14 protein-coding genes are annotated in these 13,361 nt (G+C 66.1%); 3 read left to right on the top strand and 11 right to left on the bottom strand.

Annotated features, from left to right (window positions below):
* Nucleotides 1-5 precede the first annotated feature (5 nt).
* The 9 genes from SLQ30_RS06925 to SLQ30_RS06885 form a co-directional block, all read right to left on the bottom strand.
* The gene (locus SLQ30_RS06925; protein WP_319450693.1) at nt 6-383 is read right to left on the bottom strand and encodes a hypothetical protein; all 378 of its coding nucleotides are present in this window, start codon (nt 381-383) and stop codon (nt 6-8) included.
* Nucleotides 380-1,861, bottom strand: a complete 1,482-nt coding sequence (locus SLQ30_RS06920) for a glycoside hydrolase family 130 protein (protein ID WP_319450692.1) — start codon at nt 1,859-1,861, stop codon at nt 380-382. Before SLQ30_RS06920 ends, SLQ30_RS06925 begins: the two co-directional genes overlap by 4 nt.
* Complete coding sequence (locus tag SLQ30_RS06915) at nt 1,858-2,880, bottom strand: glycosyltransferase (RefSeq protein ID WP_319450691.1); 1,023 nt, start codon at nt 2,878-2,880, stop codon at nt 1,858-1,860. The genes SLQ30_RS06920 and SLQ30_RS06915 overlap by 4 nt, the downstream gene beginning before the upstream one ends.
* The gene (locus SLQ30_RS06910) at nt 2,877-3,992 is read right to left on the bottom strand and encodes a glycosyltransferase (protein WP_319450690.1); all 1,116 of its coding nucleotides are present in this window, start codon (nt 3,990-3,992) and stop codon (nt 2,877-2,879) included. The genes SLQ30_RS06915 and SLQ30_RS06910 overlap by 4 nt, the downstream gene beginning before the upstream one ends.
* A 243-nt stretch (nt 3,993-4,235) precedes the next feature.
* Nucleotides 4,236-4,637, bottom strand: a complete 402-nt coding sequence (locus SLQ30_RS06905) for a type II toxin-antitoxin system VapC family toxin (protein WP_319450689.1) — start codon at nt 4,635-4,637, stop codon at nt 4,236-4,238.
* Nucleotides 4,634-4,879 carry a type II toxin-antitoxin system VapB family antitoxin gene (locus SLQ30_RS06900; protein WP_319450688.1) on the bottom strand — a complete coding sequence of 82 codons (246 nt, stop codon included), beginning with the start codon at nt 4,877-4,879 and terminating at the stop codon, nt 4,634-4,636. The genes SLQ30_RS06905 and SLQ30_RS06900 overlap by 4 nt, the downstream gene beginning before the upstream one ends.
* A 47-nt stretch (nt 4,880-4,926) precedes the next feature.
* Complete coding sequence (locus SLQ30_RS06895; protein WP_319450763.1) at nt 4,927-6,054, bottom strand: acyltransferase; 1,128 nt, start codon at nt 6,052-6,054, stop codon at nt 4,927-4,929.
* 278 nt (nt 6,055-6,332) lie between these two features.
* Complete coding sequence (locus tag SLQ30_RS06890) at nt 6,333-6,734, bottom strand: TA system VapC family ribonuclease toxin (RefSeq protein ID WP_319450687.1); 402 nt, start codon at nt 6,732-6,734, stop codon at nt 6,333-6,335.
* Nucleotides 6,731-6,961: an antitoxin gene (locus SLQ30_RS06885; RefSeq protein ID WP_319450686.1), complete on the bottom strand. Its 231-nt coding sequence runs from the start codon at nt 6,959-6,961 to the stop codon at nt 6,731-6,733. Before SLQ30_RS06885 ends, SLQ30_RS06890 begins: the two co-directional genes overlap by 4 nt.
* Before the next feature lie 90 nt (nt 6,962-7,051).
* Between SLQ30_RS06885 and SLQ30_RS06880 the strand changes: the two genes are divergently transcribed.
* Together SLQ30_RS06880 and SLQ30_RS06875 are read left to right on the top strand one after the other, a co-directional pair.
* On the top strand, nt 7,052-7,258 hold the full coding sequence (locus SLQ30_RS06880) for a hypothetical protein (RefSeq protein ID WP_319450685.1): 207 nt from the start codon (nt 7,052-7,054) through the stop codon (nt 7,256-7,258).
* A 372-nt stretch (nt 7,259-7,630) separates the two neighbouring features.
* Nucleotides 7,631-8,947 carry a GGDEF domain-containing protein gene (locus tag SLQ30_RS06875; RefSeq protein ID WP_319450684.1) on the top strand — a complete coding sequence of 439 codons (1,317 nt, stop codon included), beginning with the start codon at nt 7,631-7,633 and terminating at the stop codon, nt 8,945-8,947.
* Here SLQ30_RS06875 and SLQ30_RS06870 read toward each other — a convergent pair.
* Both SLQ30_RS06870 and SLQ30_RS06865 read right to left on the bottom strand, forming a co-directional pair.
* Entirely contained in the window at nt 8,896-10,710 is a 1,815-nt protein-coding gene (locus SLQ30_RS06870; RefSeq protein ID WP_319450683.1) for a PQQ-binding-like beta-propeller repeat protein, read from the bottom strand. The two genes, SLQ30_RS06875 and SLQ30_RS06870, sit on opposite strands and share 52 nt — an antisense overlap.
* Before the next feature lie 65 nt (nt 10,711-10,775).
* Nucleotides 10,776-11,198: a pyridoxamine 5'-phosphate oxidase family protein gene (locus SLQ30_RS06865; protein ID WP_319450682.1), complete on the bottom strand. Its 423-nt coding sequence runs from the start codon at nt 11,196-11,198 to the stop codon at nt 10,776-10,778.
* 95 nt (nt 11,199-11,293) lie between these two features.
* On the opposite strand from SLQ30_RS06865, the gene SLQ30_RS06860 reads away from it, so the two are divergent.
* The gene (locus SLQ30_RS06860) at nt 11,294-13,255 is read left to right on the top strand and encodes an adenylate/guanylate cyclase domain-containing protein (RefSeq protein ID WP_319450681.1); all 1,962 of its coding nucleotides are present in this window, start codon (nt 11,294-11,296) and stop codon (nt 13,253-13,255) included.
* The last annotated feature ends 106 nt before the right edge of the window (nt 13,256-13,361 follow it).

Here is a 13,361-nt window from a genome sequence, read left to right as displayed (position 1 = left end):
CCTGGTTAGCTCCGGTGACGGATGGTGTCGCGATTGTGCTTGGGCGCACGCGTCGCCTTCTGGTGTTCGAGTTGGCGGATCAATTCGTGCTTGGCGTCGTGCAACGCACGGGTGACGTCCGGATTGTCGGCGACCGCGACCAGCGGAGTGAGCCCGGGCAAGGTGGTCCGCAACGTGACGCGCTGCTCCCGGCGGCCGCGATCCTGTAGCGACACTTCCAGACTGACGTCATGCGGATCCCACCGGCCCAGGTGCGGCGCGAGCGTCGCCAACGCCTCCAACACGTGCGGACGCTCTTTGGCGACGAAGCCCGCGCCCATGTGTAGGACGTACTCGCCGAGCGGATTGTGCGTCTTGTCGGTGGTTCTTCTCGTGGTGCTCATGATGACCTCATTTCGGCAAGCAACTCTGGAAGTGGCGCGGTGGCAATGCCAATCGCGCCGTCGGCGATCCCGTAGGGAATCACCAGGGTGTCGGCGTGGACGAGCGCGCCGCAGGAGTAGACGACGTTGGGCACGTAGCCGTTCTGTTCGTCGGGTGCGGGGCTGAGCAGGGGGCGGCGGAGTCGGCCGAGCATCCGGGTCGGATCGTCGAGGTCGAGCAGGATCGCTCCGATGCTGTAGGTGCGCATGGGCCCGACGCCATGGGTGAGCACCAGCCAGCCAGCATCGGTTTCGATTGGCGGGCCGCAGTTTCCGAGTTGCAGTGCCTCCCATGATTCGATCGGCTGCTGGCAGGGCGACGCAGTGGTCCAGACCGCAAGATGGTCGGCGAAGGCGACGGTGTTGGTCTCGCGGTCCGAGCGCGACATGGCGGCGTAACGGCCGTTGATGCGACGCGGGAACAGCGCAAGGCCCTTGTTGGCGGCGGCCTTCCCGACCAACGGCCCCGACGTGAACGACTGAAAGTCCTTGGTCTCGAGCAACTGTTGGCTGATGTGCGATCCGTCGTAGGCCGTGTAGGTGGCGTAGTAGGTGACCGATCCGTCGTCGTCGACGAAGCGGACGAACCGGGCGTCCTCCATGCCGGCCTGCTCGGCTTCCATCGCAGGCCACAGCACACGTTCGGAAAGTGTGACGTCGCTGGGGAATTCGACGGCATAGAACCGGGCGGCGATCGTGCGAATCAGACCGACGGTACGTTCGGCATGACTGCGGGTGCGCAGGTTGGCCCGGAGGTTGTTGATGCCCTCGTCGAGGTCGGATCGCGTGAAGCGCTCGCCGAGCACGTCGAAGACGTAGTTCGCGGTCTCGCCTGCGCTGCCGAGCCTGCTGAGTTCGCCGCGGAACACCGCACTGTCGAGCAGCGCGCCCGAGACGCGTCCCTTGGTGGCGAACGGGACGGGCTCGTCGAGCGTGGCCCGACCTTCGTCGTCGACGACCCCGGTGCGGAACCCGATGGACGAGCGGTGCCCTTCCCCTATCCCCCGCACGCTCATGACGAAGCGCAAGCTTCCCGCGGCCGTTCCGGTCTGGTCAGGATGGGCGACGATGCTCGGGTTGCACAGCGCCGCACCCTCGATGGCGTACTCGCTGGTAAAGGTGGCGCCCAGCAACAGCATTCGCGCCTCGGAGAGCTGGATGGTGGGATCGAGCCGGTCGGCGAGTTCGTGGGCATGCTGACGGAACGTGCCCGCGAGGTCGCGGTGGCGTCCGTCGAAGCGGGCGATGACGTCGTCCAAGGCCGAGCGCACGTCGTCGTCGGTCAGGGCGAGGATGCGCTTGAGCACCACTCCGGCGCGGGACTCTTGAAGCTCGAAGCCCTCCTGGCCGGGTACGAACAGCTGGACGATCACCCGCGCCGGGTTCGCCGCCACCCGCTCAGCGTTGCGGGTGACGAGCCCGGCGTGTGTCGAAGTCATTGCGGGACAGGTGAAAAGCGCCGCGCGTGCTGCAAGGTGGAGATCACCGCGAGCGTCGACTCCGCGCCCTGGTTGAGGTTGACGCCGTCGACGAGCAGCCCGTCGTATCCGCCGCCCGTCTCCGGGTCCCATATCGGCAACCCGGCGTCGTTGACGCCCTCGAACCAGGCGGCGGCCAACCGGACGCCGTTGGGCCAGAGTTCGCGTGGATCGGCGGCGGCGGCGCGCGCGCAGGCGTCGGCGAGCGCGGCCACCTCGATGGGCTGCTGGTCGAAACCAGGCTTAGCGTCCTGCGGTCCCCGGCCGCCCACTGGGGTGGGTGACAGGTGGCCGTCGGTCGTTTCGTAGTCGAGCAGCCACTCCAGCAGATCCAGGCCACGTTGCTTGAGGTCGGCGTCCTCGAGCGCGACGCCGGCTGCGATCATCGCCTCGGGGAGGACGGCGTTCGCGTAGGTGAGCCTTGGTTCGGGCCAAGGCCATTCGGGTGTGCCGGCGGGTGGCGCGACGGTTGCGGCGTAGTCGGTGAGCAGTTTCAGGGCGACTGCGTTGCCAGGCTCGAACGTGAGCAGTTCGGCGGCGCCGACGGCGGCGTACGCCATCGCCCGCGGATGCGGCGACCTGGTTTTGGTCGCGCGCTCGAACTGAATGACGGCCAGCCGGCGCACCAGGCTCACGCCGCTGTGCGCGGCGGCCGTGCCAAGCCCCCAGAGGCAACGGCCCCAGTGATCGTCCGTGGTGGGCTGGTCGGTCCAATTCCCGGCACTGTCCATCCGATTGCGGCAGGAGCCGTTGTAGGACTGCGCGTCGTTGAGGAACTGCAGGGCCTTGCCGGCGAGCCCGTTCAGGGGGCCAGGTGCGTCGGGTTCGCGGGTGGCGACGACGAGCACCCTGGCCATGTCGTCGGTGCAGTACCCGTGTTCGCGCCGCGGTGCGGTCATCAAGGCGTGCTCGAAGGTGCCGCGATGGTTCGTCATGCGCAGCAGGTGCGCGAACACCGGGTGCGGCGCAGGGGCGGTCATGCCACGGCCAAGCGCGCGGCGACGAGCCGTTGGCCGAGCTCGACGTAGGCGTGCGCGACGACCGGCCAGGCCATGGCAGGCGCCAGACCGCGGGCGTGCGAGGCCATCGAGCCGGCGACGTGCGGATCGGTCAGCAGCCGCGACAGCGCGGTGACGAGGGCATCGGGGTCGTCGTGTGCGACGACGGTGCCCGCTCCGCTGCCGAGGAGTTCGATGGCGTGCGGGAAGGCGGTGGCGACGATGGGCCTGCCGCTGGCCACCGAGTCGACCAGTACACCCGAAGTGACCTGATCGGTGGAGTCGTAGGGCACCACCACGACGGCGGCGGTCTGGACGAGCTCGGTGATGGCGGCGGGGCTGCGGTACTCGGCGTCGAAGGACACCGAATCCGCCACGCCGAGGTGCTTGGCCTGCGCAAAGAGCGCTTCACGGTAGGACTCACCCTGGGTGGCGAGCACCTTGGGGTGGGTGCGGCCGGCGATCAGGTACCGCGGCGGGTTGGGAAGGCCCTTGAGGGACGTCATGGCGTCGATGACGCGCTCGATGCCCTTGCCAGGCCCGATCAGGCCCCAGGTCAGGATGGTGGGCCGGTCCGCGTGCGGAACACCGTTGGTGGCGGGCAGCGCCGCGCCATGCGGAATCGTGGAGACCTTGCGTTCGTCGACGGCGAAACCGGCGCACAGCCGTTCGCGAGCCGTCTCCGACATCACGACCACGTGATCGGCCAGCGCCAGCACCGATTCGAGCACCGAACGTTGTTGCGGCGTCGGATCTTTGAGCACCGTGTGGGCGACGACGATGGACGGCACGCGGAGCGCCTTCATGAGCTGGACGACCTCGTCGCCGTCAGGACCGCCGTAGATGCCGTACTCGTGCTGGATGATCGCGACGTCGCTGCGGTTGAGCAGTTCGGCGGTTGCTTGTACGGAAGCGGCGTCGCCGTTGACGAGTTCGCCGATGACGTCGGGCTCGGTGGAGGCCTCTTCGTCGGCGATGCGCACCACGCTGACATCGATGCTTCTGACTGTCAGCCCTTCGGCCAGGGCGGCGCTGAAGGTCGCGAGTCCGCAGTGCGTCGGCGCGTAGGTGCTAAGGATGCCGAAGCTCGGCATATACGAAAAGTGTTGCATCCCAAAGGGAGCAATTAACGGCTGAACGAACGATGGAGCATTCAAAGTTATCCCGACTGGCGGTTGCCACGTTTTGTTCGTGGCGAGTGCCACGTGTGTCCGGTGTGAGCGGATGCTCGGGCCAATCAGCGTTAGAAGCTGAGCCATTCCGGATGGGCTGGTGAGTACCAGCACCCCTCAGGGTACACCCTTGGGGGGAAAATGCGTGGTCGGCGCGGCATTCAATCACTCTTGCTCAAGCGCGGATTGGATGCCCGTACGCCCAAAGTCGTTGCCTTTCCACAACAGTGGCTCGCGCAGGTCGAGCGCCAGCGCATACGAGAGACAGTCGCCGAAGTTCAATCCGGCGGGGTGGCCGCTGCCTTTGCCGAAATCTGCGTAGGCCTGACGGGCCAGGCGGGCCTGACGCTCGGTCACCGGCTCGACCACGAACTCCGCTTCCAGAACGAATTCGTCCAGGGCTCTGCTGACGATCGGGTCCCGTTGGGAGTCGAGCACGATCCCGCATTCGAGGTAGCTGGCCGCGGATAGGCGTCGCGCCTCGGCGGCGGCGATGGCCTTGGCGTAGACCGCAGCGTCGTGCTCCTCCTTGAGGATCGCGACGATCGCCGACGTATCCGCGATCACGCCGGGAGGCCGCGCTCGTCGTAGAGCAACTGCCCGTGGTCCAACTGCTTGGTCTCTGGGCTCATCCGGCTGGCGGTCTTGCGACCGATGGCCAGTAGCCGGGCCGCGAGATCGTCCTGTTGCAGCCTGGCCAAGCGCTCGTTGACCGCCTTCGCGACCGCCTCAGTCTGGGACTCGCCCGTGATCTTCGCGATCTGCTTGACCGCTTCGTGAACTGACGCATCCTTGATGTTCAACGCCATGGTGGTACCTTTCTACCCACTCGATGGTACCAGTGGATTGCCTCTTCCTAGTCCACGCGGGCGAGTGCCCGTAGTTCGACTCCGACGGCCGCCGTACGTTCGTTGTCCCAGTTCGTGTTTCGCCTTGACTCAGTGATCCGACGCAGCGCATACGCCAGCGGAATCGTGATGGCTAGCGTCAACCCGAACAGCACCGGCAGTGAACCCGTGAAGAGCGGCCAGCGCAGTACAACCCCGAACACCAACGCCATGACCGCCACGTGCAGCAAGAAGATTTCGTAGGAGAGCTCGCCTAGCCAGACCATGGGTCGGCTACCGAGCACGCGCGCGAACCGCCCGCCGCCACCGAGCACCAGCGGCGCCACCACCAAAGTGGCGATGGCCGCGTACAGAAGATTCTTGGTGAGCGGTTCCCACAGCCGAATCGGCCCCATCGTGATGGCTCCCGCGATGGGCGTGCAGACCAACAGATACAGCATCGCTGCCAACGGAATCGCCAGTGCGGCACGGCAACGCACCGCCATCGATTGCAACGTCGCCAACATCATCCCGCCCGCGAACCAGATGAGGTGGGCAGGCAACCACATCCCGGCCGAGTTCGGCAGCCAGTCGGTGGCGTTCACGATGATCAACCACAGCGGACTTGCCGCGGCGATCACGGCCAGGCCGGCGAGCAGGCGCGCGGGCTGCCACCGGCCGCGGCAATGCACCGTCAACAACAGATACGCCAGCAGTGGCAGCAGCGCGTAGAACGACACCTCCACCGCCAGACTCCACATCTGCGAAAGCCCTTGGTGCAGATACGTAATCAGGAAATCGTCGGTGTAGATCTGCGTGAGCGTGAGGTACCTCAGTAGACCTGCCCAACTCTGACCGGGATTCGGGCCCGCCGAGTAAAACGAGAACACGACGAAGACCAAGGCCACGGTGACGAGGTAGGCGGGCATGACGCGGCGCATCCGACGCCATGCGTAGTGCCCGACCGATGGCATCGACTGGCCCGCGGCCGCTGCGCGGACCCATGGCCGGAACAGCAGGAAGCCCGACAACACGAAGAAGATCGCCACGCCAATCTCCAGGCGCGCATACATCACGCCGACGTAGCCGTGCGACAGCTTGCCGGTGGCGAACGCTGCATGCGTGCCCAGCACCAGCAGGGCTGCCAAGCCGCGCATTCCGGTGAGCGCGTCGACTCGCACCGGTTTGTGCTCGACAGTGCCACTGGTCGCGGCGGCGGGGCTGACTAGCACCCGGCGAGTTTAGTGAGCCAACACTTAACTTCGCTAAGCATCTGCTGAGCGTGAGCTGAGGATCGGTCGGCCGGTCGATGGCACTCCAGTCACGTCGGCCATATCCCGCACGGCTGGCGAAGCACACATACGTCGTGCCCGACTACGAGCGACAACGTGAGATGCCAGCCGATCGCCCGCCTTGCCTCCAAGGCACACACATTTCAAGTAACGGTCGAAATAAGTACCGCCACGTCGCTGTGCAGTTGGGCCAGTCCGCTGTCCAGCGTCGCCAATTGACCGTCGTGGTGCCGGGCGAGTTGAGCAAGGTAGGCATCGGTCACCTGCCTGCGGCCAACCACACCGCCTACCTGCACATCAACGAAAGACACACTGTCGGGCCAGAACTCGTGGCCGTCCGCGCTCTCGACTGCGCTGACCACATCGCGCGCGGCTGCCGCCATGAACCCCGCCCGCAGCAGGAAACGTACAACGCTGCCCTGAGTGATCGGGCACGTCGCGAACGGCGCATCGACCGTTGAGAGCCACTCCGCGGCGACGTCGTGATGCACATGCTCGGCTACAACCAACGCAATCAACACGTTCGAGTCGAGCAGCACCGTCACTCCTCATCCTCCAGCGACCGCACATCCTCGGAAGTCACGACCGTGCCGACGCTCACAACCGGCAATCCGGTTCGGGGGTCTGTCGAAACGGCGGTGGCCGGGCCACCAGCACCGAGACCCCGCCGCATGAGGTCAGCGACCGTTTCGCTCAGCGTGCGGCGTGTATCGCGAGCAATGGCTTGCGCCTGTTGGCGCAGGTCATCAGGGAGATCGATAGTGGTACGCATGCCCGATTCTAGCATCGTCGCATCATGATGCAGAGATGCATTTGCCGGTAGTACTCCGCACTCCATCCAACGACACACGATGATGGCCGGGTGACCGCGCTCGCCGACGCCGTGCTCCCCCTCGTCCGGACCCGGGCCGATGTCTGGCGGTGGGACATCGCCAACGCCTGCGGCGACCGGATGCATGAAGCCGTTGCGATCCTGCGGCAGGCCACTGAGCACGACGACCCCGCCGAGGCGCGGTTCCCCCGACCCACCGCTCAGCACCTGAGATCCCGACTCGATCAACCCTCTTAGTCACCAACATCGCAGTAGGGTTCAGCCTGACCGGCGGCCCGGACTCGAATCGTGCGAATGGTACGAACGAAAACACTTCACGACGACAGCAACTGAGTCCACGCGTGCTGATCACGAATTGATCATCCGTTACACCAGGTAGATCGGTGTATTTTAATACTCACAGAAATTGCCGATAAAGGTGGTGGCAATCGCTCTGTATAGTGAATTCACCCTGCCCTCAAGGGCTGGGCAAACGAATGGCGCAACGCGCTACGATTTCGCGAGCATCGTGGGGGTGGGGGTGAGTCACCGCTGATTCGAGTTCTTCAGTGGTGGTGGCGGCGGCCCACTCACTTCGATTGGTTCAGCTCGTACTTGCGGGTGCGCCGGATGGCGAACATGACGCGCGGCGTCGTGGCGGCCGCCTCGTTGTCGTTGGCAGCCATTCCGGTGGCAATGCTTTGGAGTTCGGCGCCGCCCTGGGGCATCACGGGCATCGTGCTCACGATTGCCTCAGGGGTTGGCGCGACTGCGTGCGCCGTGCTCTGGGTGGCTCGATTCCCCTCCAAGGACCAGTCGATCGCGTACGCGGTACTGGCGAGCGCCAGCATCGCCGCGGCGGTGCTCGCCCAAAGTGACCCTCTGACGGGAGTCCTGGCATGCGCGGGCTTCGCCACCATTTCCGGCTACATCGCGCTGTTTCACGCTCCATGGCTCATGGTGTCCAACCTCGTCTTCGTCATCGGGGTGACCGCCGTTCCTGCCACCGCGCTCGCGTCCGAGGACGGGGTGGTACGTGCGGTGTGCGCTTCGGCAGTGGTGCTCGTGCTCAACGTTGCGGTGCCGTTCGGAATTCAGATCATCGTGCAGACCCTCGGTGTCGACCTGCTCAAGGCCGACCGCGATCCGCTCACCGGCCTGCTCAACCGAAGAGCGTTCTATCAGCGCACCAGCAGCCTGGTCGACGCCAGTGGACACGACGCCTACGTGGTGCTGGCGATGATCGACCTGGATCGTTTCAAGCGGCTGAACGACACGCACGGCCATTACGCCGGTGACGTCGCCCTGGTCGCCGTCGGCCACGCGCTACGCGAGCTCACCAACCGGGCCGCGGTGGTCGCCCGTGCTGGGGGCGAGGAGTTCCTCGTCGCCGAGGTCGTCAGCGACCCAAGGCCAGTCTTCTTCGGTCGGCGCCTGTGCGAAGCCGTCGCCGCTTTGCCGCACCCAGTCACCGCGAGTGTCGGCACCGCAGTCATCCAATGCGACCGGATGCTCGAAGGTGGCGACAACGACGCGGCGATCACCGGGTTGATCAGTATTGCCGATACGGCCATGTACGAAGCAAAGCGTAACGGGGGCAACCAATTCCGGCATGCACTCCTTGGCACGAATGTCCGCCAGTGGAACGCCTCGGCGCTCCGATGGGAGCGCGTCTCGGCGAGCCCGCGCCTGCACACGAACCCGCTTCGCGCAGTCGGCCATCCGAACGTCGTCGACGACCCGGACGCCGGCGACGTCACGACGCCCATCATCGTCGGGCCCACGCATCACCGCGAGCACCGCCGCCGTTATGCAGAGGTACGGCCCGAAACACCGCGCGGCGGTTACGTGGCCTCCTCTGATCACGTCAGCGAGCGACCAGGCCGCCACCGTGCTCAGGGTGCGAATCCGATGACGGAGGTCCGCACCACCCGTCGTCCGGTGTGAAGCGTCAGAAGCGTCACGCTGCGCGCGGGGGTGATGCCCTCGAAACCTGGGGGTATCGCCACGGTGCCGACCTGCAGGCAGCCCGCGCGGTTGAACACCTGCAGCTGGTGCGGCTGTTCGTCGAGCACCACCACCTGGTCGCGTAGGAACGCATAGTCGACGGGACCGCTGCGGCCGAGCGGAATGTCGCACTGCACCAACGCTTCTCCCGAATAGATCCGCAGAGTGTTGCGGTCGCGCATCGTGAACATCCCGTCGCCGATGGGCTCGAGCGGGTTGGGACCCGGGAAGTCGGTGCGCAGCCCGGTCGCGTCGACGTAGGCGTCCAACGGCCGACGGGTGCTGAACAGCTTCAGGATCACGGCGCTGGCTCCGGGGACGGCGACGGCCGCCCACGACTGAATGTCCGCGCGGGGCACGGCCTCAAGTGCAGAGAGGGTCTTGTCGTTGGTGACGGCACCGGAGCTCGGGTTGACGGTGACCAACCGCAGGTCGATGCGCTCGCGTGTCGAGCAGTCGATGACCGCACCGATCCGGGTAGGCGTGTCGACTGGATAGACGTGCTGGCCGTGGAAGGTGGGCAGCATGCCGTCGGGGGCAGTGGCCCCGGGACAGTGGACTGGGTCGACGATGCTCCACGTGCGCTGGCCGGTGTGCGGGTCGAACGCGGTCCAACGTCCGTCGTCGCGCGCGACGAAATCCGGTGACGTGTAGTCGAAGTCGCTGACGTCGAGCGCGGCGCTCATCGTCGGATCGGTGGAGGTCCACAGCTGGGTGCCGGTGACGGCGTCGAGACCGACGTACAGTCCGTGCTCGCCCAGCAGCGACAGCACCACCACGCGGCCGTCGGCGTAGACACCGAGTCCCGAGACCGACATCGACGACGGGCTGTCCGACGGCCGCGGACCGGTGCGCTGGTAGTGCCAGCGCTCGTGGCCCGACGCGTCGTAAGCGACGACGTCGGGCGCGGTCGACTCGTCGAAGAGCGATTTCTTGACGACGAAGCCGGCGCCCGCGGGCACGATCTTCACGTCCCGCTCGTAGCGAAGTATGCGGCCGAAGCCGTGTTGGCCCAGGTTCGCGGGTTTCGGTGCAACGCCGACGTCCGATGCCTGTGTCGCGTCGACGTACCGACCGTCGTCGCCCTTGCGCAGCGCATCGTTGAACTGGGTGACGCTGAGCGTCAGGGCGGCGACGAGCCCGATGGCGAGGAATGCGGCGCCGAAGCAGGTTGGCCTGCGGAGCTTTTGCGAGTTGAACACGGCGACCGCGCCGGCTCCGATCGCCACGAGCCACACCGCCGCGCTGACCGTCCACATCTGCTCCCAGGTACGGAAGTAGACATCGATCTCGTCGCGCACCCGGGTGAATTGGCTTGTGCGGTAGCCGATTAGCACTCCGAGACCGGCGAGCGCGATGGCGACGCGCAGTCCGCGGTTGATCCGCGCGTCGTCGGGTACGCGGAGGGACACCAGTAGGCACAGCAGGATGGCTGCCGCGACCAGAAGCACTGCCCAACCCAATCTGGTCGCGAGCTGCGTCGCGGTGACGCAGGCGTCAGCGCGGCAGTCGGGAAGTCGGGTGGCGCCGAACACCGTGTACGCCCCGATGGCAGCTGCGCCGAGCAGGCAGCCGACCCCAAACCCCACGAATGTCCACTGCAGCGCAGGGACGATCTGCTGATAGACGTGTGGCCTGGTCGCTTCGGTTTCGTATGTTGGTGTGGCGTCGGTCAGCGTGTCGGAGGTCTGCTTATTGGGCATCGGTTCCGACGGTACGTGCGTCGGCACCCCTCGCAGGTCACGACTTGATCAGGCTTCGGCCCCGCTTAGGAGTCCTTCGAGTAGTCGGTGCTCAGCCACTTCTTGGGCCGCATGCGGATCACGATGGAGTTCGGCGTGAAGTTCTGGTCGGTGAACTGGTCGCCACCCTCCTGGCCGAGGTAGCGGATCGCGATCTTGCGGGCGTCGGCCTCGACCGCGGTGGCGATCTCGGTGACGTCGCCTTCGGCGGTGACGTACTTGTACGGCGGCTGCTCGTCTTGGGCGGTGATGGCGAACCGTCCGGCGGCCTTGATCACCTGGTGCTTCAGCGTGCCCTCGGTGGTCCAGAGGGTCACGTCGCCGCCGGGCTCGTACCCGTACCAGATCGGCAGCGCCAACGGCGCGCGGTCCGGCCGTTCGACTGCGATCACCCCGACGTGGAGATCCGCTAGATAACGTTCGCGCTCGTCGATGCTCATCTTCGCCATGTTTGTGCGAACCTTCGCGGCGCGGGTCACATTCCCGGCGGAGCCGGATTGGCCGATGTACGAGGTCGGGCTGTCTGCTGTGAGATTCTGCGTGGGTGTCCGCTGACCCGGCCGCTGCCCCTTCGGGCGTCGTGACGTTTCTGTTCACCGATATTGAGGGTTCGACCCGTCGGTGGGAAAACGATGCGAACGCGATGCGGGCAGCTCTGGCCAGGCACGACGCGGTCTTGCGCAACGCGATCGAGGCCCACGGCGGCTGCTTGTTCAAGCACACCGGCGACGGTGTTTGCGCGGCGTTCGCCTCGCCCAAGTCAGCGGTGGATGCGGCGGTGACCGCGCAGCAGGAACTGGAATTGCCGGTGCGGATGGGCCTGGCGACCGGCGAAGCCGAACTGCGCGACGGGGACTACTTCGGCGCGGTGCTCAATCGTGCGGCGCGGGTGATGTCCGCCGGGCACGGTGGTCAGATACTGGTCGCCGACTCGACAGCCGGACTGCTGAGCGGGGTTGAGCTGCTGGAGCTTGGGCCGCGACGGCTGCGGGACGTACCGATTCCGGTCGGTGTGTTTCAAGTCCGGTCAGCGGGACTTCGCACGGACTTTCCCCCGTTGCGGGCGCTCGATACGACTCCGGGAAACCTTCGGCCTGCGACAACCAGCTTGATTGGACGTGAGTCCGAGGTCGCCGAGATTGAAGCGGCGGTCAAGGCGCATCGGTTGGTGACGCTGACCGGCGTGGGTGGGGTCGGAAAGACGCGTCTGGCGCTACACGTCGCGGCGCACCTAGCCGACGAGTTTCCCGACGGTGTTTGGCTTTTCGAGTTGGCAGCGGTGACTGATCCGGCAGCGGTGCCCGATGCGGTGTCGGCCGTGCTGGGCATCACCCAGCAGCCGGGTCAGACCGTTACTGAGTCGGTGGCCGCTGCGCTGGAGGGCCGGATCCGGCTGTTGGTGATCGACAATTGCGAGCACGTTCTGGTCGCCGCCGCCGACCTGATCGAAGCGATTCTCGCGCACTCGGCGACCGCACGAATCCTCGCCACCAGCCGCGAGGGACTCGGCGTCCCAGACGAGCAGGTTCTGCCGGTGCGCTCGCTGGACGCCGCAGCGGGCATCGACTCTGCGGCGGTGAGTCTGTTCGTCGAACGCGCTCAAGGCATCACACCTGGCTTCTCGATGGTCGACGGCGATGAGGCTGCCGCGGTCACCGAGGTTTGTCAGCGCCTGGATGGGATTCCCTTGGCCATCGAGTTGGCGGCCTCCCGGATGGCGTCGATGACTGCGGTGGAGATGCGTGATCGACTCGACCACCGGTTCAGGCTGCTGGTCGGCTCGCGGCGCGGCCTGGAACGCCACCAGACGCTGCGCCACGCGGTGGCCTGGTCCTACGACCTTCTCGCCGACACCGAAAGGACAGTGCTGGAACGCTGTTCGGTGTTCGCGGGCGGATTTGACCTGCAAAGCGTCTGCGCGGTAGCCGGGTCAGATGCCGTCGACGAGTACGTCATCCTCGAGGTACTCGACGCTCTGGTGCGCAAGTCGCTGCTGAATGCCGACCGATCGTCAGGACGGACCCGGTTTTCGATGTTGGAGACGATCCGTCAGTTCGCCGAGGAACAACTCGTCGCCGGTGGGCTGGCCACCGAGGCGAGGGCCGCTCACGCGCGGTACTTCGCCGGACGGGAAGCCGACATCATGGCGTTGTGGGACGGCCCGCGCCAGCGCGCGGCGCTCGACTGGTTCACGGTCGAGCTGGCCAACCTGCGCACCGCCTTTCGGTGGGCGACGGCAGAGGGCGACCTCGACGCGGGCACCTCGATCGCGGCATATGCAGGGTTTCTCGGCTGCTTTCTCGAGAACTACGAACCGCTAACTTGGGCCGAAGAGTCAGTCGAGCGTGCCCGCGCCGCCGGACATCCGCGACTCCCCGCCGTATGCGTGGTGGCCTCGCTGTGCTGTGTCGTCGGACGCTTCGACGAGGCTGTGCGCCATAGCGAGGTCGGCCAGACGGTTGTCGCCGCAGCCAGCGACAAGATCTCGTACTTCTGTGAGTCCTAATCGGTAGTTGGGATTGGTGCCGGTCGTAGACCGGGGTCGTTCCTGGTGAGGGCTGCTGTCAGGTGACGTCTGCTGGGTCCCGACGCGAGACGTCTTGAGAAAGAAC

Origin of the sequence: Mycobacterium sp. RTGN4, from assembly GCF_033804635.1 — a bacterium.
Classification (GTDB): domain Bacteria; phylum Actinomycetota; class Actinomycetes; order Mycobacteriales; family Mycobacteriaceae; genus Mycobacterium.
This window is presented reverse-complemented; position numbering and strand designations above follow the sequence as displayed.

Excerpts from the sequence above, each read along its gene's own strand:
- SLQ30_RS06925 (WP_319450693.1), bottom strand. The coding sequence starts at position 383 with ATGAGCACCACGAGAAGAACCACCGACAAGACGCACAATCCGCTCGGC.
- SLQ30_RS06920 (WP_319450692.1), bottom strand. The coding sequence starts at position 1,861 with ATGACTTCGACACACGCCGGGCTCGTCACCCGCAACGCTGAGCGGGTG.
- SLQ30_RS06915 (WP_319450691.1), bottom strand. The coding sequence starts at position 2,880 with ATGACCGCCCCTGCGCCGCACCCGGTGTTCGCGCACCTGCTGCGCATG.
- SLQ30_RS06910 (WP_319450690.1), bottom strand. The coding sequence starts at position 3,992 with ATGCCGAGCTTCGGCATCCTTAGCACCTACGCGCCGACGCACTGCGGA.
- SLQ30_RS06900 (WP_319450688.1), bottom strand. The coding sequence starts at position 4,879 with ATGGCGTTGAACATCAAGGATGCGTCAGTTCACGAAGCGGTCAAGCAG.
- SLQ30_RS06895 (WP_319450763.1), bottom strand. The coding sequence starts at position 6,054 with ATGCGCGGCTTGGCAGCCCTGCTGGTGCTGGGCACGCATGCAGCGTTC.
- SLQ30_RS06885 (WP_319450686.1), bottom strand. The coding sequence starts at position 6,961 with ATGCGTACCACTATCGATCTCCCTGATGACCTGCGCCAACAGGCGCAA.
- SLQ30_RS06875 (WP_319450684.1), top strand. The coding sequence starts at position 7,631 with ATGGCGAACATGACGCGCGGCGTCGTGGCGGCCGCCTCGTTGTCGTTG.
- SLQ30_RS06870 (WP_319450683.1), bottom strand. The coding sequence starts at position 10,710 with ATGCCCAATAAGCAGACCTCCGACACGCTGACCGACGCCACACCAACA.
- SLQ30_RS06865 (WP_319450682.1), bottom strand. The coding sequence starts at position 11,198 with ATGGCGAAGATGAGCATCGACGAGCGCGAACGTTATCTAGCGGATCTC.